The 20,974-nt window shown below is 69.5% G+C and carries 17 protein-coding genes; all 17 read right to left on the reverse strand.

The annotated features are described in order from the left end of the window. Positions 1–16: 16 nt before the first annotated feature. The 17 genes from J4Z35_RS03340 to J4Z35_RS03420 all read right to left on the reverse strand — a co-directional run bounded on the left by J4Z35_RS03340 (position 17) and on the right by J4Z35_RS03420 (position 20,974). The gene (locus J4Z35_RS03340; protein ID WP_074039973.1) at positions 17–2,020 is read right to left on the reverse strand and encodes a TIGR03960 family B12-binding radical SAM protein; all 2,004 of its coding nucleotides are present in this window, start codon (positions 2,018–2,020) and stop codon (positions 17–19) included. A gap of 56 nt (positions 2,021–2,076) precedes the next feature. Further along, positions 2,077–3,180, reverse strand: a complete 1,104-nt coding sequence (locus J4Z35_RS03345) for a beta-eliminating lyase-related protein (protein WP_144707474.1) — start codon at positions 3,178–3,180, stop codon at positions 2,077–2,079. A gap of 10 nt (positions 3,181–3,190) precedes the next feature. Beyond that, positions 3,191–4,615 (reverse strand): DUF6421 family protein, encoded by a 1,425-nt coding sequence (locus J4Z35_RS03350; protein WP_144707475.1) that lies wholly within the window; start codon positions 4,613–4,615, stop codon positions 3,191–3,193. 204 nt (positions 4,616–4,819) lie between these two features. Then, positions 4,820–6,661: a long-chain fatty acid--CoA ligase gene (locus J4Z35_RS03355; protein ID WP_074039846.1), complete on the reverse strand. Its 1,842-nt coding sequence runs from the start codon at positions 6,659–6,661 to the stop codon at positions 4,820–4,822. A gap of 64 nt (positions 6,662–6,725) precedes the next feature. After that, positions 6,726–7,856 carry a rod shape-determining protein RodA gene (gene rodA / locus J4Z35_RS03360; protein WP_074039845.1) on the reverse strand — a complete coding sequence of 377 codons (1,131 nt, stop codon included), beginning with the start codon at positions 7,854–7,856 and terminating at the stop codon, positions 6,726–6,728. After that, on the reverse strand, positions 7,853–8,803 hold the full coding sequence (locus J4Z35_RS03365) for a bifunctional riboflavin kinase/FAD synthetase (RefSeq protein ID WP_074039843.1): 951 nt from the start codon (positions 8,801–8,803) through the stop codon (positions 7,853–7,855). Before J4Z35_RS03365 ends, rodA begins: the two co-directional genes overlap by 4 nt. Positions 8,804–8,812: 9 nt before the next feature. Continuing rightward, complete coding sequence (locus tag J4Z35_RS03370; protein ID WP_074039841.1) at positions 8,813–9,913, reverse strand: HoxN/HupN/NixA family nickel/cobalt transporter; 1,101 nt, start codon at positions 9,911–9,913, stop codon at positions 8,813–8,815. A 131-nt stretch (positions 9,914–10,044) separates the two neighbouring features. Further along, positions 10,045–11,004: a tRNA pseudouridine(55) synthase TruB gene (truB, locus tag J4Z35_RS03375; protein WP_074039840.1), complete on the reverse strand. Its 960-nt coding sequence runs from the start codon at positions 11,002–11,004 to the stop codon at positions 10,045–10,047. Beyond that, on the reverse strand, positions 11,001–11,438 hold the full coding sequence (gene rbfA / locus J4Z35_RS03380) for a 30S ribosome-binding factor RbfA (RefSeq protein WP_006943469.1): 438 nt from the start codon (positions 11,436–11,438) through the stop codon (positions 11,001–11,003). Before rbfA ends, truB begins: the two co-directional genes overlap by 4 nt. 116 nt (positions 11,439–11,554) lie before the next feature. After that, positions 11,555–12,667: a hypothetical protein gene (locus J4Z35_RS14675; protein WP_208065348.1), complete on the reverse strand. Its 1,113-nt coding sequence runs from the start codon at positions 12,665–12,667 to the stop codon at positions 11,555–11,557. Positions 12,668–12,864: 197 nt separating this feature from the next. Then, on the reverse strand, positions 12,865–15,780 hold the full coding sequence (gene infB, locus J4Z35_RS03390) for a translation initiation factor IF-2 (protein WP_074039839.1): 2,916 nt from the start codon (positions 15,778–15,780) through the stop codon (positions 12,865–12,867). Positions 15,781–15,880: 100 nt separating this feature from the next. Then, entirely contained in the window at positions 15,881–16,246 is a 366-nt protein-coding gene (locus J4Z35_RS03395; protein ID WP_253184066.1) for a YlxR family protein, read from the reverse strand. A gap of 129 nt (positions 16,247–16,375) precedes the next feature. Beyond that, a complete protein-coding gene (nusA, locus tag J4Z35_RS03400) occupies positions 16,376–17,395 on the reverse strand; it encodes a transcription termination factor NusA (RefSeq protein ID WP_006944857.1) in 1,020 nt (339 codons plus the stop codon). Then, the gene (locus tag J4Z35_RS03405) at positions 17,395–17,946 is read right to left on the reverse strand and encodes a hypothetical protein (protein ID WP_074039838.1); all 552 of its coding nucleotides are present in this window, start codon (positions 17,944–17,946) and stop codon (positions 17,395–17,397) included. Before J4Z35_RS03405 ends, nusA begins: the two co-directional genes overlap by 1 nt. Positions 17,947–18,116: 170 nt before the next feature. Further along, the gene (locus J4Z35_RS03410; RefSeq protein WP_006944871.1) at positions 18,117–19,052 is read right to left on the reverse strand and encodes an ABC transporter permease; all 936 of its coding nucleotides are present in this window, start codon (positions 19,050–19,052) and stop codon (positions 18,117–18,119) included. Then, positions 19,039–19,860 carry an ABC transporter ATP-binding protein gene (locus J4Z35_RS03415; protein WP_006944904.1) on the reverse strand — a complete coding sequence of 274 codons (822 nt, stop codon included), beginning with the start codon at positions 19,858–19,860 and terminating at the stop codon, positions 19,039–19,041. Before J4Z35_RS03415 ends, J4Z35_RS03410 begins: the two co-directional genes overlap by 14 nt. Position 19,861: 1 nt before the next feature. Continuing rightward, entirely contained in the window at positions 19,862–20,974 is a 1,113-nt protein-coding gene (locus J4Z35_RS03420) for an ABC transporter substrate-binding protein (RefSeq protein WP_006944875.1), read from the reverse strand.

Consider the following 20,974-nt stretch of genomic DNA (forward strand, 5'->3'; position numbering starts at 1 on the left):
TGACGCCGCGCCCACGTCAGTGCGCGTGGTCGGCGGCGGCCAACTTCTTCGCACCCTCACCGAGGACGGTGAGCGGCAGCAGCGTCTTGCCCGTGGGGCCGATCTGGATGTCGGTGTCCATCTGCGGGCACACGCCGCAGTCGAAGCACGGCGTCCAGCGGCAGTCGTCGACTTCTTCCTCGGAGAGGGCATCCTGCCAGTCCTGCCACAGCCAGTCCTTGTCGAGACCGGAGTCGAGGTGATCCCAGGGCAGCACCTCGAGCTCGCCGCGCTCACGCGTCGTGTACCAGTCGACGTCGATCGGGTGCTCGGAGGCGGCGAAGACCGCGTCAGCCTGCCCCATCCAACGCTCGTAGCTGAAGTGCTCGCTCCAGCCGTCGAAGCGGCCGCCGTCACGCCACACGGCCTCGATGACGGCGCCGACGCGGCGGTCGCCGCGGCTCAGCAGGCCCTCGACGATGCCGGGCTTGCCGTCGTGGTAGCGCATGCCGATGCTCGAACCGAACTTCTTGTCGGCTCGGATGGCGTCCTTGAGCTTCTTGAGCCGCTCGTCCGTGGCCTCGGCCGACAGCTGAGCGCACCACTGGAACGGCGTGTGCGGCTTCGGTACGAACCCGCCGATGGAGACGGTGCAGCGGATGTCCTTGCGGCCGCTCACCTGGCGCCCGGTCTCGATGACGCGGCGCGCCATGTCGGCGATCTGCAGGACGTCCTCGTCGGTCTCGGTGGGCAGGCCGCACATGAAGTACAGCTTCACCTGACGCCAGCCCGCGCCGTATGCGGCGGCGACGGTGTTGATGAGGTCGTCCTCGGAGACCATCTTGTTGATGACCTTGCGGATGCGCTCGCTGCCGCCCTCAGGCGCGAACGTCAGACCCGAGCGGCGGCCGTTGCGCGTCAGCTCGTTGGCGAGGTCGATGTTGAACGCGTCGACGCGCGTCGACGGCAGCGACAGACCCGTCTGCGTGCCCTCGTAGCGGTCGGCGAGGCCCTTGGAGATCTCGGCGATCTCGGTGTGGTCGGCGGAGCTCAGCGAGAGCAGGCCCACCTCCTCGAAGCCGGTCGCGGCGAGGCCCTTCTCGACCATCTCGCCGATGCCGGTGATCGAACGCTCGCGCACGGGGCGCGTGATCATGCCGGCCTGGCAGAAACGGCAACCACGCGTGCAGCCGCGGAAGATCTCGACGCTCATCCGCTCGTGGACGGACTCGGCCATCGGCACGAGCGGCTGCTTCGGGTAAGGCCACTCGTCGAGATCCATGACGGTGTGCTTCGCGACGCGCCACGGCACACCGTGCGCCTCCTCGCTCAGCACGACACGCTGGATGCGCCCGTCGGGCAGGTAGTCGACCTCGTACATCGACGGCACGTAGACGCTGCCCGTGCGCGCGAGTTCGAGCAGCAGCCCGCGACGCCCGCCGGGGCGCTCGGCGAGCTTCCACTCCTTGATGATGTCGGTGATGAGCAGGACGGCCTCTTCGCCGTCACCGATGACGGCGGCGTCGATGAAGTCGGCGATCGGCTCGGGGTTGAACGCCGAGTGCCCGCCAGCGAGGACGATCGGGTCGTCGATCGTGCGCTCGTCGGCGTGCAGGGGGATTCCGCCGAGGTCGAGCGCCGTCAGCATGTTCGTGTATCCGAGTTCGGTCGAGAACGACATGCCGAGCACGTCGAAGTCGCGCACGCTGCGGTGGCCGTCGACGGTGAACTGCGGCACGCCCGCCTCACGCATCTTCGCCTCCATGTCCGGCCACATGGAGTAGGTGCGCTCGGCGAGCGCGTCGTCACGCTCGTTGAGCACTTCGTACAGGATCATGACGCCCTGGTTGGGCACGCCGACCTCGTAGGCGTCGGGGTACATGAGGGCCCAGCGCGTCGTCAGCTCCTGCCCGTCGGGGCCGTAGCCGCCGCAGTTCCAGTCCTTGACCTGGGCGTTGAGCTCGCCACCGACGTACTGGATCGGCTTGTTCACCTGCTCCAGCAGCGGCTCGAGATCATGGAAGACAGACTCACCAGACATGTCCACCAGGGTAGTTCGGCCCAGGACGAGCGCCCAATCGTCGCCGGCGCGCCCGCTCAGGCGCTGCCCGTCTCACCTCCACGGCGTGACGCCGCCACGAGCGCGGCGACGAACGCGTCGACGTCCTCGTCGCGGGTGTCGAACGAGCACATCCAGCGCACCTCGCCGCGCACCTCGTCCCAGTCGTAGAACCGGTAGCTCTCGCGCAGTCGGTTCGCGACGTCGGTCGGCAGCGTCGCGAAGACGGCGTTGACCTGCGTCGGCTGCGTGAACGCGACCTCACCGAGCGCACCGCGCGCCTGCTCGGCCTCGATCCCGGCCCGCAGGCGCCGCGCCGCAGCGTTGGCCTGCGTCGCGTTCTCGCGCCACAGCTCACCGTCGTAGAGCGCGAGCAACTGCGCGGAGACGAAGCGCATCTTCGACGTCAGCTGCATGAGGAACTTGCGCGAGAACCCGAGCCCCGCACACGCCTCGGGCGTCAGCGCCACGACGGCCTCGGCGAGCATAGCGCCGTTCTTCGTGCCACCGAGGCTGATGGCGTCGACGCCGGCGTCCGTCGTGATGGCGCGCAGCGGCACCTCCAGCGCGGCGGCCGCGTTCGACAACCGCGCGCCGTCGAGGTGCACCTTCAGCCCCAATCGGTGCGAGTGCTCGGCGATCACGGCGATCTCGTCGGGCGTGTAGAGCGTGCCCAGCTCGCTCGACTGCGTGATCGACACGACGCCAGCCTGGGCGCGGTGCTCGTCCCCGAAACCCCATGCCTCGCGGTCGATGAGTTCTGGGGTGAGCTTGCCGTCCTCCGTCTCGACCGTGAGCAGCTTGAGCCCGCCGGTGCGCTCCGGCGCGCCACCCTCGTCGACGTGAATGTGCGCCGTGCTCGCGGCGATGACGGCGCCCCAGCGCGGCAGCATCGACTGCAGCGCGAGGACGTTCGCGCCCGTGCCGTTGAAGACCGGGTAGGCGATCGCGTCGTCACCGAAGTGGCCCCGCACGACCTCCTGCAGCCGCTGCGTGTAGTCGTCCGCACCGTAGGCGCCCTGGTGGCCACCGTTGGCCGCGGCGAGCGCCTCGACGACGCGGGGGTGCATCCCCGCGTAGTTGTCGGACGCGAAGTCGCGCCGCGCGGTGTCGTGCAGCGCCTCGAACGGTTCGTGGTTCATCGTCGTCTCCTCAGTCATCGCGGCCCGTGATCCCTCGCGTCGAAGCGATGACGGGCGCCATCTTGCGCTCGAGCGCCTCGAAGAACATCGACAGCGGGAACTCGTCGTCGCGCACCGCGTCGGTGTAGCCCTTCGGCGGCCCCGCGAGCACCTCGTCGGGCAGCCCGCGCGCCCACACCGACGCCGGGTGCGGCGTCAGGACGGAACGGATCAGCTCGTACGCCGCGAGCCAGTGCGCGACCTTGGGGCGGTCGATCGAGCGCCAGTACAGCTCGTCGACGGCGTCGGCGAGTTCGATGATGCAGGCAGGCAGGCGCGACCACTCGACGGTGAGCTTCGAGTCCGTCCAGTTCATCACGCCACGCTGGTGCAGCCACGCGAACAGCAGCTGCCCGCCGAGACCGTCGTAGTTGCGCACACGGCCGCCGGTGAGCGCGAACCGGAAGATCCGATCGAGCAGGACGGCGTACTGCACGCCGCGCGCATGCGTCAGCGTGTCACGCTCCACGGCGGTCAGGTTCTCCCCCGCGACGACGCGCTCGCCGAGACGACGCTCGAGGTCGACGCAGTGACGGAACGCCGTGAGGTCGCAGCGCAACTCCTCGAGCGAGTAGAGGAAGTACGGCATGCGCTGCTTGATCATGAACGGGTCGAACGGGAGATCGCCGCGCATGTGGCTGCGGTCGTGGATGAGATCCCACATGATGAAGGTCGCCTCGGTGAGCGACTGATCCTCGAGCATCGCCTGCGCCCCGCTCGGCAATTCGAGCTTCGTGATGCGCGCGGCTTCACTGACGACGCGCCGGTAGCGCGCTGCCTCACGATCCTGGAAGATCGCACCCCAGGTGAAGACGGGCGTCTCACGCGTCGCGACGGTCTCGGGGAACAGCACGGCCGAGTTCGTGTCGTAGCCGGAGGTGAAGTCGACGAAGCGCAGCGGCACGAACAGCGGGTTCTCGTACTCGCGCTCGAGGGTGTCGATGAACTCCGGCCAGATCACCTCGACGAGGACGGCCTCGAGGTGACGGTTCGGCGAACCGTTCTGGGTGTACATCGGGAACACGACGAGGTGGCGAACGCCGTCCTCGCGCTGGTTCTGCGGGTCGAATGCGACGAGCGAGTCGAGGAAGTCGGGCACGCCGAAACCGTCGTCGGCCCACCGGCGCAGGTCGACGACGAGCGCGTCGAGGTAGGCGGCGTCGTGCGGGAACGACGGCGCGAGCGCCTCGATCGCCGTCACGGCGCGCTCGAGCTCGGCGCCTGCGGCGCCGGCGTCAGCCTCGGGGGCGAGAGAGCCGTCCTTGACCTGCATGGCGGCGATGGCCTCGCATGCGGCCTTGAGCTCGCTCCACGCGGTGGTGTCCTCGACGACCTCGGGCTCCCCGACGACGGCCTTGACCTCACGGGTGGACGTGAGCAGCTGGGCACTGGACATGGACAACCTCCGATCGCTGAGTGCGAGCCGATGTAAGCGGCAAAGGGACTTGACGCCCCTCACATTATCGCGAGACGAAGGGTGGTGATGACCTGAGGCACACGTGACCTGCGCGGACTCGGCGCGCGTGCGGGCACGCGAACGGGGCACCCGAGCGTCATCGGCTCGAATGCCCCGTTCGTCGGCCCGCGCGGCGGGCGGGCGTCAGTCGGTGTAGAGCTCGTCGAGGTCGTCCTTGAACTTCTTGACGACGACGCGGCGCTTGATCTTCATGCTGGGGGTGATCTCACCCTCCTCGACCGACAGGTCGCGCGGCAGGATGATGAAACGCTTGATCTGCTCCCAGCGGTTGAGCCGCAGGTTCATCTCGTCGACGTAGCCCTGCACCATCTCCCGGCACGCGTCGCTCGTCACGACGTCGCGGTAGCTCTTGCCGGCCATGCCGTTCTTCTCGGCCCACTCGGCGATGGCGTCCTCGTCGAGCGTGATGATCGCGGAGACGAACTTGCGGCCATCGCCCTCGACGACGAGGTTCGAGGCGTAGGGGCACACGCCCTTGAACATCGCCTCGATGGCGCCGGGCGAGACGTACTTGCCGTTCGAGGTCTTGAACAGATCTTTCTTGCGGTCGGTGATGCGGATGTGGCCCGACTCGGCGATCTCACCGATGTCACCGGTGTGGAACCAGCCGTCCGTCAGCACCTCGGCGGTCTCGCGCTCGAGGTTCCAGTAGCCCTGCATGACGCCGGGACCCTTGACGAGCAGTTCGTCGTCCTCACCGAGCTTGAACTCGGTGCCCGGCAGCGGCCAACCGACGGTGCCGACCTGGTTCGCGCCGAGGTAGGGACGGTTGACGCTCGCCGCCGCCGACGACTCCGACAGGCCGTAGCCCTCGAGGATCGGCAGACCGATCGCGGAGAACCACAGCGCGATGTCCTTGTTGAGCGCCGCCGAACCGGAGATGAAGTAGCGCACGTGACCGCCGAAGCGGGCGCGGATCTTCGACAGGATGATCTTGTCGGCCAACTTGTACTCGATCGCGAGACGCCCGGACGGCTCGCGGCCGTCGGCGCGCTCGTGGGCCACCTTCGTGCCGACCTCCACGGCCCAGCGGTACAGCTTGAGTTTCGCGCCGCCGTCGGCCTCCATCATCGTGTTGATCTTGCCGTACACCTTCTCGAAGATGCGCGGCGCGGCGCCCATCCACGTCGGCTGCGTCTCGGGCAGGTTGTCGATGATCTTGTCGACGCGACCGTCGACGACCGTCGGGAAACCGACCTGGATCGGCAGGCACAGCAGCATCTTGCCGAACACGTGCGACAAGGGCAGCCACAGGTACTGCACGTCACCCGCGTTGAGCAGACCGGTCGAGTCGACGGCGGACGCCTCGTACGTCCAGCAGTCGTGCGACAGGCGCACACCCTTCGCCTTGCCCGTCGTGCCCGAGGTGTAGATGAGGGTCGCGAGGTGCTGCGGCTTGATGCCGGCGACGCGGTCGTCGATGACGTCGGGCGTCTCCTCGAGACGGGTGCGGCCGAGCTCGCGCAGCTCGTCGAGCGTCATGACCCACTCGCCGTCACCCTCGCCGTCGAAGACGACGACCTTGACGACGTCGGGGATCTGCTCGCGCCCGCTACGCAGCTTCTCGACCTGATCGGTGTCCTCGGCGAACACGACGCGCGAGCCCGAGTCGGTGAGGATGTGGACGACGTCGGCGAGCTGGCTCGTCGGGTACACGGTCGTCGTCGCCGCGCCGGCGAGCATGTTGCCCAGGTCCGCGAGGACCCACTCCAGGCGGGTCGAGGAGGCGATGGCGACGCGGTCCTCAGCGTCCACGCCGAGCGCGACGAGGCCCGCCGCGATCTGACGGGCGTGCGTGTCGGTCTGCGCCCACGTCATCGACTTCCAGGCGCCGCCCTGCGGGAAGCGGTACGCCTCGTCCTGGCCGGACTTCGCGACGCGGTCGATGAACAGATGCGCGACGCTGCGGGCTCGGTTGTCGATGAGATCGCGCTCGAACTTCTCGTCGGCGATGTTCATGACCATGGGTAGGCGCCTCCAGTCGCAACTCGGCAGAGTGGTTACTCGCCAGTTTTCTTAGGTGTAGCCCTCACCCTAGGCGAGAGCGGCGGGTCATTTGGACGTTTCCGACGAGCCCGATGGCGGCCCAGCACGAAAACATGCTCGATCCACCGTACGAGACGAAAGGCAGCGGCACCCCCGTGACGGGCATGAGACCGAGGTTCATCCCGAGGTTCTCGAGCGTCTGGACGAGGAACCATCCGGCGAGCGCGACGCAGACGAGGCGCGCGAAATCGTCCTCCGAGCGGCGCGCCACGTGCAGCATGCGGACGACGACGAACAGCTCCAGCGCGACGACGCCCACGGCCCCGACGAACCCGAGCTCCTCCCCCGCGACGGAGAATACGAAGTCGGTGTACTGGAACGGGATGAACCCGCCCTGCGTCGAGCGTCCCTCGAACAAGCCCTCACCGAACAACCCCCCGGAACCGATGGCCGTCTTGACCTGCGCCACCTGGTAGCCGATGCCACTCGGGTCGGCGGTGGGGTCGACGAACGCGAGCAGCCGGTCGCGCTGATACGGCGCGAGCACGGGGGTGAACAGGGCGACGGCGACGACTCCCGCGAGCGCGGTGCCTGCGCCGAGCAGCACCCGCCGTCGCACCCCGGGGACGAGCAGCGCCGAGACCGCGAGCAGGGTGAGGACGACGGCTGAGCCGAAGTCGGGTTGCAGCATGATGAGCGCCAGGGGCGCGGCGACGACGGCGAGCGGCAACCGCAGCTGCCGCAGGCCGAGGGGGCGCGGGTCGTCGCGGTCGGCGAGGACGGACGCGAGCGCCACTGCGAGCGCGACCTTCGCCATCTCCGACGGCTGGATCGAGAAGCCGGGCACTTCGATCCACGAGCGCGAACCGTTGATCGTGCTGCCGAGCGGTGTCAGGACGGCGAGGAGGGCGAGCAACGCGACGAGGTAGATCGCCGGGGCGAGCGCGCGCAACGTCCGCGGATCGAGGCGCATGATGAGCGCCGCGAGGCCCACTCCGATGACGGCGTTGATGACGCCGCGCACGGCGAAGGCGGTGCCGGAGACGTGTGCGGTGGCCGACCACGTCAGCAGGATGCCGATGACGGTGAGGCCGGCCGCCGCCGTCAGCAGGCCGAGGTCGAGGCGTGCGAGGTCGGCGAGGACGCGTCGCGGCTCGCGTCGCGCTGCGTTCACGCAGGCGCGAGCAGGTCGCGTGCCGCCTCGACGTCGCGCGTCATCTGCTCGATCAGTGCCTCGATCGAGTCGAATTTCACGTTGCCGCGCAGGTGCTGCACGAACTCGACGGCGACGATCTCGCCGTACAGGTCGAGGTCGGTGCGGTCGAGGACGTACGCCTCGACCGTGCGCTCGGGGATGTCGAACGTCGGGTTCGTGCCGACGCTGATGGCGGCGGGCAAGCGGTATTCGGGGTCGTCCTGGGCGAGCGAGCGACGCACCAGCCACCCCGCGTACACACCGTCAGCGGGGACGACGCCCTCGGCGTCCCGCGCGAGGTTGGCCGTCGGGAAACCGAGTTCGCGCCCGCGCTGGAAGCCCTTGACGACCTCCCCGACGACGCAGTGGTTGCGCCCGAGTACCTCGGCGGCCTCATCGACCTTGCCGCCCGCGATGAGTTCGCGCACCTGCGAGGAGGACCAGCGCACGCCCGGGCCGACGTCGTCGAGGGCGATGACGTCGAAGCCGAACTCGCCCCCCAGCTCGCTCAGCGTCGTGATGTCGCCGGAGTTCTTCACGCCGAAGCGGGTGTCCTTGCCGACGACGACGCAGCGCGCATGCAGGGCGTCGACGAACGTCGCCTCGACGAACTCGCGCGGCGTCTGCGCGGCGAGCTCGCGGGTGAACGGCATGACGACGACGGCGTCGAGGCCGAGCTGTTCGAGCAGGAACAGCCGGTCCTTCATGCCCGTCAGCATCTCGGGCGCCTTGTCGGGCGCGAGGACGGCGAGGGGGTGCGGCTCGAACGTCACGGCGACGCTCTTGAGCCCACGGGCGTGAGCCTCTTCCGCGACGCGCTGCATCACGGCGGCGTGGCCGCGGTGGACGCCGTCGAAGTTTCCGAGTGTGACGACGGTGGGCCCGAAGTCGGCGGGCAGGTCGTGGGGGTCAGTCAGGCGCAGCACGACGCCACCTTATCCGCCCGTGGACAGCTCTCGCTCGTCCATGCGTGCGAGACGCCACACGGCGAGCGCGCCGGCCCACGTCAGCACGAAGAGCGCGACGATGACGTACCCGACCGAGTCGAGCGGGATCGAACCCAGCCAGGCGACCGGGCCGCTCGTGATGTTCCACTTGTCGCTCACGACGCCGGCCAGTTCGATCGTGCCGATGACGAGGGCGACGAACACCGACAGGCCCGTCACGGTCGCGTTGTAGTAGAGCCGTCGCAGCGGTTTGGCGAAGGCCCATTCGTAGGCGCGGGACATGAAGATGCCGTCGATCGAGTCGAGCAGGCTCATGCCGGCGGCGAAGATGATCGGCAGGGTGAGGATCGCGTACCACGGCAGCGCGAAGGCCGCCGCCCCGCTCGCGAGGACGAGCAGCGAGATCTCGGTGGCCGTGTCGAAGCCGAGGCCGAACAGGAACCCTGTCGGGTACATCTGCACCGGCTTCGTGATCGACTTCGTCGCGCCCCGCAGGATGCGGGCGAAGAATCCGCGGCCATCGAGATGCCCCTCGAGCGCTTGCTCGTCGAGGCGGTCTTCACGCGCCCCGCGCCAGACGCGCACGATGCCGATGAGACTCATGAGGTTGAGGATGCCGATGACCCACAGGAAGACGCCGGAGACCGTCGGGCCGAAGACGCCGAGCCACTGGTGCAGCGTCGAGTCGTCGTCCTTCACCGGCCCGGCGATGGCCTTGATCCCGAGCGCGAGCAGCAGACACATCGTGAACACGACGCTCGAGTGGCCGAGGGAGAACCAGAAACCGACCGACACGGGCTTGTTCTCGCGACGGTCGGTGAGCAGCTTGCGCGTCGTGTTGTCGATGGCCGCGATGTGGTCGGCGTCGAAGGCGTGACGCATGCCGAGGGTATAGGCGGTGAGGCCGAGGCCGATGCCGAACAGCTGCTTGTGCCCGTCCGAGGTGATCTGCAGGTTCTGCGGTTCGACGACGAACGCGAGCACCCCCCACCCCACGACGTGCAGCAGCGCGACGAAACCCGCCATGCCGAGGATCGAGCGCTTCTCGTGGGCGTTGAACCCGTGCCACCAGCCGGTCAGACGGCTCATCGCCCATCCTTCGTCTCGTCGTGCGTTGCAGCGTCACCTTACCGCCCGGTGCGACAGCTTCGCACCTGGGTGAGCGTGGCGTGCGTCGCGGGCGCCGCGGGTGGTGACCGCGGCGCGTGCTGCCTGCAGGCTCAGGCCGGGAAGGTGACGCGCGACTTCGCGGTGGCGGCTCGCTCGTCGAGGATCGCGGCGAGACGCCCGTCGGGCGCGATCGCCGCGACCGTCTCCTCCCCGCGGTGCGCCGAGGCGATCCGCTGGCCGTACCCGAGGGCGCGTTCTTCCTCGACATCGAGATCGTGGACGACGAAGGAATCCGCCGCGGCCTGCGCCATCGGGATGACGCGCGGGACGCCGCCGTCCCCGGCCTGCTCGGCGATCGTCTCCAGCGTCGCCGCATCCTCGAGGGTGAACGCGCCGACGCGGGTGCGCCGCAGCGCTGTGAGGTGCCCGCCGACGCCGAGCGCGGCGCCGAGATCGCGCGCGAGGGCGCGCACGTAGGTACCGGAGGTCACCTCGACGACGACGTCGAGGTCGACCACGGGCATGCCGTCGTCCGTGCTCGCCTCACGCACGTCGAGCACCTCGAAGCGGCTGACGGTGACGGAACGCGCGGCGAGGGCGACGTCCTCTCCCCCACGCACGCGGGCGTAGGAGCGCTTACCGTCGACCTTGATCGCGCTGACGCTGCTCGGCACCTGCTCGATGTCGCCGCTGAGCGAGGCGACGGCCGCCGCGAGGGCCTCGTCGCTCAGCTCCGCGCGCGTCAACGGCGTCGAGGCCGTGACGCCGCCCTCCGCGTCGTCGGTGATCGTCGTCTGGCCGAGGCGAATCGTCGCGGTGTACTCCTTGTCGCACCCGACGAGGAACGTCAGCAGCTTCGTCGCCTTGTTGACGCCGAGCACGAGCACGCCCGTCGCCATCGGGTCGAGTGTGCCGGCGTGGCCGACGCGGCGCGTGTTCGCGAGGCGCCGCATGCGGCCGACGACGTCGTGCGAGGTCCATCCGGCGGGCTTGTCGACGAGGACGAGCCCGTCGGGCGTCTGCGGACGCGCCTCGCGGCGGGGGCGCTGCTGGGCAGCGGACTCGCTCACGCCTCGTCGGCGGGTTCGGCCGGCTTCTTGTACGGGTCCGCCTCGCCCGCGTAGGCGGCGGTAGAGCGGTTACGGGCCAGTTCCTCGTCGCGGGCGCGCGTCTGGGCGAGCACGTCCTCGAGGTGTGCGGCGCCCTCGGGGATCGCGTCGGCGATGAACTCGAGCGTCGGCGTGAGACGGATGCCGAGGCCCTTGCCGACGTGGCTGCGGATGCGGCCCTTGTTGTCGGCGAGCGCTTCGGCCGTCGCGGCGCGCTCCTCGTCGCTGCCGAAGACGGTGTAGAACACGGACGCGTTCTGCAGGTCGCCGGTGACGCGCACGTCGGTGATCGTGAGGAAGCCGACGCGCTCGTCCTTGAGACGGAACTCGACGTACTCGGCGACGAGGGACTTGATGCGGTCGGCGACCTTGCGGGCGCGGGCCTGGTCGGCCATGGATGCCTCCTGATGCTGAAGTGAACTGCCCCAACCCTAGGCGATGGGCGCAGGCGGCGGCTCGACGACGCAGCCGGGCGCGGCCGTTACCGATCAGGGTGTTCCGTATGTACCGCTCAGCCCTTGCGCGCGACGACGATGTCGCGATCGATCGAGGCGTCGACGCGGTGACGGAAGGCGTCCGCGGCGACGTGCCCCTGCGTCGGGCCGTCCACGCCGTGGCCGTGCACGACGGTGAAGCCGTGCGCCTCGAGCGCTTCTGCCATCGCCTCGGGCCCGGCGACGTGACGGTTGTACGCGAGGCCGATCGTGCCGCCGGTGCGCAGCGCGTCGTACCAGCCGGGCAGCGCGCGATCGAGCAGGCGCAACGGTGAACGGGCGAGCCGCTCGCCATTGCTACCGTGGCTGCCGTGCTGCACACCGTAGGGCAGGTCGGTGACGACGACGTCGACGCTCGCGCGGCGCATGACGTCCGGCAGCTTGGTGGTGTCCATCGACAGGTACGTCACCTGCTGGGTGCGCCCCGCCTTCCAGTCCTCCTTGCTGGGAGCCGTCTCTAGCTCGAGGGCGCGACCGTACGTGCGGCCGCTGCGACGGATCTGTGTCGCGTCGATCTCGTGCTTGAGGCGGTGCGTGCGCAGCCACGTCGTGATGAACGTCTGGTACTGCTCGAAGTCGCCCTTGTCGACCTCGACGCCGGTGATGTCGAGGCCGCGCAGCAGACACGTGTTGAGCGTCGTGCCGCGCCCGCACATGGGGTCGAGGACGTGCAGCGTGCCGTCGAGCAGCTGTGCGGGACGCTTGCTCAGCGCCGCGGTGACGTTGAGCAGCAGGTGCGTGAACTGCTCGTTCGTCTTGCCCTGGTACTTCTGGATCGTGACGACGTCATCGGTGTAGAGCCTGCGTCGCTCCAGCGGGGTCGGGCTCAGCAGCCCGTCGCGCGCGCCGAAGAGCGCGAATGCGCCGCTGGCCTCGGAGACGACGCGGTCGAGCCGGTCGTCGTCACCGGCGACGGCGAGGTAGTCGACCCCTGCCACGGTGACGGGTTCGACGCTCGCCTCGATGCCGAGCGCACCCGCGAGCAGCGTGATCTCCGCAGCGTTGAGGCGCGCCGCGTCCCCCGCGTACACGCGGTTCGACGACGGCGCGAGCAGCAGCAGGCGCCCGTCCGGCGCCACGTCGGGCGGGGTCGAGACATCGGGGTTCAGCACGGGAGCGTCAAGAGTCACGGGCCCCATTCTGCCCGATCTGCCGCGCACGGCCGATGCCGCATGGCGCCGCGCAGCGCCGTGGCCCGGTGCCACGGCTGACTCACGCCATACACGACGGCGACCCCGCCCGAACCCCGGTGTTCGGGGTTCGAGCGGGGTCGCATCCGACCATGTGTCCGAGGCGATGAGGTCATCGCCTCGGACACGGCGAGGCGTCAGGCTCGGGGGATCTCCACCATCTCGTACGTGGTGATGAGGTCGCCCGTCTGGACGTCGTTGTGCGAACCGAGGTTGATACCGCACTCGAAGCCCTCGCGGACCTCGGTGACGTCGTCCTTGAAGCGTCGCAGACCGGCGATCTCGAGGCCTTCGACGATGACGACACCGTCGCGCGTGATGCGCGCCTTGGCGCCACGCTTGATCTCGCCGCTCCTGACCATCGATCCGGCGATGTTGCCGAACTTGGACGAGCGGAAGATCTCGCGGATCTCGGCGGAGCCCGTCTCGCGCTCCTCGTACTCCGGCTTGAGCATGCCCTTGAGGGCGAGCTCGATCTCCTCGATCGCCTGGTAGATGACCGAGTAGTAACGGATCTCGACGCCTTCCTTCTCGGCGTACTCCGCGTTCTGGCCCTCGGCGCGAACGTTGAAGCCGACGATGATGGCGTCTGAGGCGACGGCGAGGTTGATGTTGTTCATCGTGATCGCGCCGACACCACGGTCGATGATCCGCAGGTCGACGTCGTCGCCCACGTCGATCTGCAGCAACGCGTCCTCGAGGGCTTCGACCGAACCCGACACGTCACCCTTGAGGATGAGGTTGAGGGTCTCGACCTTGCCCGCCGCGAGATGCTCGTTGAGGTCCTCGAGGCTGATGCGCTTGCGCGCCTTGGCCAGCGAGGCCTGACGGTCGGCCGCTTCACGCTTCTCGGCGATCTGACGGGCCGTGCGGTCGTCCGGAGCGACGATGAACGTGTCACCGGCGCGCGGCACCGAGGCCAGACCGGTGACGAGCACCGGGCGGCTCGGGCCCGCTTCGGCGACGTTCTGGCCGTGCTCGTCGAGCATGGCGCGAACGCGTCCGTAGGCCTGACCCGTGACGATGGCGTCACCGACGCGCAACGTACCGGACTGCACGAGAACCGTCGCGACGGCACCGCGACCACGGTCGAGGTTGGCCTCGATCGCGACACCACGGGCGTCCTTGTTCGGGTTCGCACGCAGGTCGAGCGCCGCGTCGGCGGTGAGCAGCACGGCCTCGAGCAGCGAGTCGATGTTCTGACCCTGGCGGGCCGAGACGTCGACGAACATCGTGTCGCCGCCGTACTCCTCGGCGATGAGGTTGTACTCGGTGAGCTGCTGACGCACCTTCGCCGGGTTCGCGCCGTCGACGTCGATCTTGTTGACCGCGACGACGATCGGCACGTTCGCCGCCTGGGCGTGGTTGAGCGCCTCGATCGTCTGCGGCATCACGCCGTCATCGGCGGCGACCACGAGGATCGCGATGTCGGTGACCTTCGCACCGCGGGCACGCATGGCGGTGAACGCCTCGTGACCCGGGGTGTCGATGAACGTGATCGGACGGTCGACGCCCTCGTGCTCCTTGTGGACCTGGTAGGCACCGATGTGCTGGGTGATGCCGCCGGCCTCGCCCTGCGCGACGTCCGCGTTGCGGATCGCGTCGAGCAGGCGCGTCTTTCCGTGGTCGACGTGACCCATGACGGTGACGACCGGCGGACGCTGCTCGAGCACGTCGTCGCTCTCGCCCTCGGCCTCGGCGTCGAGGTCGATGTTGAACTGGCCGAAGAGCTCGCGCTCCTCCTCCTCCGGGGAGACGACACGGATGTCGTAGCCGAGCTCGGCGCCGAGCAGCTGGAACGTGTCCTCGTCCAGCGACTGCGTCGCCGTCGCCATCTCACCGAGGTGGAACAGCACGGTGACGAGCGATGCGGGGTTCGCGTCGATCTTGTCGGCGAAGTCCGTCAGCGACGCACCGCGACGCACCTGGATGATCGTCGAACCGTTGCCGCGAGGAACGCTCACGCCACCGATCGACGGCGCCTGCATCTGCTCGAACTCTTGACGCTTCGCGCGCTTGCTCTTGCGGCCGCGCACCTTGCTGCCACCGCGACCGAACGCACCCTGGGTGCCGCCGCGGCCACCGGGGCCACGACCGCCGCCACCGGGACGACCGGCGAAACCGCCGCCGCCGGGACGACCACCCGCACCGGGACGACCGCCACCGCCACCACGGGCGGGACGCTCACCGGGACGCGGCACGGCCGCCTGCGACGGCATCATGCCCGGGTTGGGGCGCGGACCACCGGGACGGGGGCCTCCGGCACCGGCGGAACCGCCGGGGCGCGGACCTGCCGCACCCGCGGGACGGGGGCCACCGGAGCCTGCGGGGCCACGGTTGCCGCCGGGACGCGGCATGCCCTGGCTCGGCGCGAACGGGTTGTTGCCGGGGCGTGCGCCGCCCTCGCGACGCTCACCGCCGCCACGACGCTCGCCACCACGGCCCATGCCCTGGTTGGAGCTGAACGGGTTGTTGCCCGGACGCGGTGCGCCGGGGCGCGGGCCGGGACGGTTGCCAGAACGCTCGGGGCGCTCCGAACGCTCGCCACGTGACGGACCCGACGTGCTCGCCGGCTTCGCGGCTGGCCCGGGCTTGGGGCCGGGGCGCGCAGCAGCGGGCTTCGGTGCCGACGGTGCGGCCGCAGCGGGCTTGGGCGCGGACGGCGTCGCCGCGGCGGGTGCTGCCGGGGCAGCGACCGACTCGGTCTTGGCCGCAGGCTTCGGGGTGGCGCTCTCGGCCGGCTTCGACGGCGCCGCGGGTGCGGCATCGGCGGGGGCAGCCTTGGGAGCGGGCGCCTTCGGGCCCGGCTTGGGGGCGCCGGGCTTGGCGGACGAACCGCCAGCCGGCTTCGGGGGGCTCGACGGCACGTCGGCGGCGTCGCCACCGGCCTTCGTCGGCTTCGGGGGGTTCTCCTTGATCTTGCGCACGACGGGCGCTTCGATCGTCGAACTGGCGGACTTCACGAACTCGCCCTGCGCCTTGAGGTGCGCGAGCAGTTCCTTGCTCTCGACTCCGAGCTCCTTGGCGAGCTCGTGGACTCGAACCTTGGCCACGTTTCTCCTGTCAGATGGTGACGGGCGGCCAAGGCTTCGAGCAATTGCTTGCCCGGAGGATCAGCCGACCGCCGAGGGGTAGGTGTTCATCGGTGAGAACTCATCGGTTGCTCATCGCGTCAAACCCGCTTTCGGTCATGGTGTGTTCGCCGTCGGGCGACGGCAGGCGGGCGATCTCGGCCGCCACGTGTTCCTGCAGCGTCGCGGTGTGGACCGCGGTGTGCAGACGAAGTGCTCGTGCCCATGCCCGACGCTTGGTGGCCTGTTCGAGGCACGTCGTGTCGGCGTGGAGCCAGGCTCCTCGACCGGGCATCGCCTTGCGCGAGTCGAGCACCAGGGTGGCGCCGTCATCGCTCACTGCGATGCGCAGCAAAACGGAACGGCCGCCCTTGCCCCGGCACCCGATGCAGGTTCGCTGCGGTTCTGCGGGCCGGGAGAGCTCGACGTTCGGGATCGGCACGTTCACACGCACCCCACCTTCACATCTGTCACCGTTCAAGACCTATCCTACCCCCGCACAGCTCCGCGACGAAATGCGCGCACCCCGGCCACGCTCGGTGGCCGGGGTACGCGCGAGACGTCTGAGGGCGCGCGCTCAGCGGGCCGACTCGTCGTCACGCCCGCCGTCGGCGAGCGCGGTGTCGGGCCGGATGTCGATGCGCCACCCCGTCAGCTTCGCCGCGAGACGGGCGTTCTGGCCCTCCTTGCCGATGGCGAGGCTGAGCTGGAAGTCGGGCACGACGACGCGGGCGGCTCGGGCCTTCGGGTCGACGACCTCGACCGACTCGACGCGCGACGGCGACAGCGCCGCGGCGATGAACTCATCGGGCTGGCGCGAGTAGTCGACGATGTCGATCTTCTCGCCCTGCAGCTCGCTCATGACGGCGCGCACGCGCTGACCCATCGGGCCGATACAGGCGCCCTTGGCGTTGATGCCGGGCTTCGTGGCGTGCACCGCGATCTTGGTGCGGTGACCCGCCTCGCGCGCGAGCGCGGCGATCTCGACGCTACCGTCGGCGATCTCGGGCACCTCCATCGCGAACAGCTTGCGCACGAGGTTGGGGTGGGTGCGCGACAGCGAGATCTGCGGGCCCTTCGGGCCGCGGCGCACGGACACGACGTAGCAGCGCAGACGCTCGCCGTGACGGTAGGTCTCCCCTGGCACCTGCTCCGCAGTCGGCAGGATGCCCTCCACGGTGCCGAAGTCGACCTTGACGAACCGCGAGTCGAGGCTCTGCTGGATCGTGCCGGAGACGATGTCGCCTTCCTTGCCGATGAAGTCACCGAGGATGGCCTCGTCCTCGACGTCACGCATGCGCTGCATGATGACCTGACGGGCCGTACCCGCGGCGACGCGCCCGAAGTTCTTGGGGGTGTCGTCGAACTCGGGGCCGGGCTCGCTCCAGGTGCCGTCCTCCTGCTTCTCGCCGTCCTCGCGCGCCCACACGACGACATGACCCGTGCGGCGGTCGAGCTCGACGCGCGCCCGGCGGTAGGAGCCCTCCTCCTTCTGGTACGCGAGCAGCAGCGCCTGCTCGATGGCGGGGACGATGACGTCCATCGGAATCTCGCGCTCCCGCTCCAGGGCGCGCAGTGCAGCCATGTCGATGTCCATCAGACGTCCTCTCCCACGGCGTCGGCGTCGTCGCCGCGCGTGAATTCCACCTGCACCTTGGCGCCGGTGATCGATGTGTAATTGAGTCGGGCGGGCTCGGCGTCAACGGCCGCCCCCGCCTTCTTGCCGCCCTGCTCGGGCGTCACCTCCACCGTCTGGGCGTCGGCGCGGGTGATGCGACCGGCGACCTTCGACTCGTCGTCGAGGGTGACGGTGACGAGGCGGCCGACGACGCGCGCGAAGTGGCGCGGCAGCGTCAGCGGACGGTCGGTGCCGGGTGAGCTGACCTCGAGGACGTAGGGCTGTTCGCCCATGACGTCGCTCGCCTCGAGTTCTGCGTCGATGACGCGCGTGGCGTCCGTGACCTCGTCGAGCGTGACGGGCTCGATCGATTCCTCGACCGCCGTCTCGAGGGCGACGTCGCGGTCGACGAGCACGCGCACGAGGCGGCGCTTGCCGGCAGGCACGACGGTGACGTCCTCGACGAGGAGACCCAGTGGTTCGAGCTTCGGCAGAATCGTGTCGATGATCGTCTGTTCCGAGTTGCTCACTCGCGCCTCCTGGAGTTGTCGCCGTGCCGTGCACCCGTCGCCCGCGGCACGAGCCGTGAGGTGACGAATGCGCAGGCGTCGTGCCTGCGCATCGCCCCTGAGTCTATCGTGACGCGCGAGGAGCCGTCGTCGCCCGAGACCGGAGCGTCCCGGCTCGCCGCAGGTCAGCCCTACGACGGCGCGAGGCCCCGACGGTGCAGCATGCGCCGCTCGATCGGGCCGAAGAGCAGCACCTCCACGGCCAACCCGACGACGAGCACGAGAACGATCGCGGCCATCACGGCTGGCATGTCCGAGTTCGCCTGCCCCTGGTTGAGCATCGAACCGAGACCGAATCCGAGCTTGGGCGACTGCACGATGAGCTCGGCGGCCATGAGGGAACGCCAGGCGAACGCCCAGCCCTGCTTGATGCCGCCGAGATAGGTCGGCATGGCCGCCGGCAGGAGGACGTGACGCACGAGTTGCGTGCGACTCGCTCCGAGGGCCCGGCCGGCTCGTTCGAACAGAGGCGGGACCTGATCCAACCCGCCGATCAATCCCATGGCGATCGAGGGCACTGCGGACAGCAGGATCACGGCGTACATCGTCGTGTCGCTGAGGTAGAACATCATGACGGCGAAGGGCACCCACGCGACCGACGGCAGGGACTGCATCGCTGCGAGCAGCGGTCGGAAGGCGCGCCGCGCCAGTCTCGCGCGGCCGACGACGAGCCCGAGTGTCGTGCCGAGCACGAGAGAGAGCGCGAAGCCCACCGCGCCGCGTCGCAGGCTGACCCAGATCGCGTCGAGCGCCTCCCCCGAGGTGAGGGAGGTCCACAGGGCCCGAGCGATGTCGGTGACCGGAGGGAGCACCCAGGCCGGTTTGACGTGTGCCCACACGAGAACCTGCCAGGCGAGGACCACGATCGCGAGCGCACCCAGCGGCGCTAGCACGGACAGCGGGTCGACGCGGCGTCGGCGCTGCGCCTGAGCCTGTTCGAGCGCGTCTAGTCCGGAGGTGACGTCGTCGTCACTGATCATCGATCTCGTGGGGCCGGGCGAGCGGTGCCGTCGGGCACTGGCCTCGAACGGATCCTCCTCGCGCATGTCGAACTCAGGCGTGGGCATGACGACTGATCTCCTCTCGCAGGCGCGAGGTGATCTCGCGGGACAGCTCACCGACGCCTGCGTCCTCGATGGCACGCGGCTGTGGCAGGTCGACGTCCCACGTCTGGCTGACGCGTCCCGGGCGCGAAGAGAGCAGGACGACACGTTGGCCGAGACGCACTGCTTCACGCACGTTGTGGGTGACGAAGATGACGGCCATGCCGTCGCGATGCCACACGTCGCTAAGTTCCCCGTGGAGCAGGTCGCGCGTCATGGCGTCGAGGGCGGCGAATGGTTCGTCCATGAGCAGCAGGCGCGCGTTCTGGGCGAGTGCGCGCGCGAGGGCGACGCGTTGGCGTTGGCCTCCGGACAGTTCGTGGGGTCGTCGATCCACTGCGCCGTCGAGCCGCACCGTCGCGAGCAGCTCCTGCGCCCGCTGGCGGCGTTCGGCGGAGGGCACGCCCCTGAATCGCAGGGGAGCCTCGACGTTCTCGCCGACGCTCAGCCACGGGAAGAGCGCGGAATCCTGAAACATCAGCGCCGGTTGAGGGCCGTCGACGTGCACGTCGCCCGCGCTGGCGGGTTCGAGCCCGGCGATGATCGACAGCAGGGTCGACTTGCCGCAGCCGGAGGCGCCGAGAACGCTGACGAACTCCCCCTGTTCGACCCTCAGGTCGAGCCCGCCGATCGCCTCGACGGCGTCGTCGCCCTGGCCGAAGACCTTGTGCAGACCGCGGATGTCGACGGCGGCCGGCTGTGCCGTCGAGCGTGCGTCGCTCGGCGGGGCGATCGGGTGTCGCTCGCCTGCCGTGGTGGTGTCGAACGTCATGTCAGCCCTTTCTGTGCACGCCGAGACCGGCGTCGGTGATCGCAGGCAGGGCGCGTGCAGCAAGGACCTGCCGGAGCGGGTCGAGGTCCGCCAACCCGCGCAGGTCGGGACGGACGTCGATGCCGCCCGTTCGCCACGTGTGTTCGGCGACCTGCGCGATGTTTGCCATCAACGGATCCCAGGAGAACTGCACGTTGTCCATGGCCCGCTCGGCGACCGATCGCTTCAACTTCTTGCCGCTGAGCTTGCCGATCTCGGCGTTGAGCAGCACACTCGCGGCGCCCCGATGGCTGTTGATCCATTCCACGGTCTCGACGTGGGCCGCCAGGAGCTGCTCCACCTGAGCAGGCGCGCGTTCGAGGTACTCCTGGGTGACGAGCAGGCACGTCGTCACGAATCGGTGGTCGGGCCACTGGGTGCGCTCGTCGACGAGCACGTGCGCGCCGGCTTCGACGACGAGGCGAGAGACCCATGGCTCGGCCTGGTAGCTGGCGTCGAGGCGCCCCTGGCGGAACTGATCGAGAGTCTGTGAGTTGGCCATCCACACGGTCTCCACCTCGTCCGCTCCCGGCCCCGTCGTCAGGTGGTGCTCGGCGAGCAGTGTCTTGAGGGCTACGTCCTGGGTGCCGCCGATCTGCGGCGTGGAGACGCTGCACCCACGCAGATCGTCGATCTTCTTCACTCCGGGACGAGCAACGAGCGCAGCGCCGTTCTCCGCTGCTCCGGCGAGGAGGCGCACTCCGGCGCCCTTCGTCCGCACCCACGCCGTGATCGCCGGGTTCGGGCCGAGGTAGGCGACGTCGATCGCGCCGGCGAGCATGGCCTGGACGGCGGCGGGCCCGTTGTCGAAGACCTGCCGCTCGATGGCCGTGCTGCCCAGGTGGCGCGCGAACGTTCCGCGGGCCATGCCTGCGAGGGCCACGCCGTGGGTCAGGTTCGAGAAGTGCCCCAATCGCAGGCGATGCGGGCTCGCCTCAGCCGCCCCGCACCCCGACAGGGCCGGTGTCATGAAGGGGGCGGCGAGGCCGGCGCCGAGGAGCGTCCGGCGCCCGATCTGGGGTGATCGGGCCCGGGATCGGTGTACGGCATCGACAGGTGCGTGATCGTCGCGCAT

Source organism: Dermacoccus sp. NHGro5 (assembly GCF_017565385.1).
GTDB classification, from domain to species: Bacteria; Actinomycetota; Actinomycetes; order Actinomycetales; family Dermatophilaceae; genus Dermacoccus; species Dermacoccus nishinomiyaensis.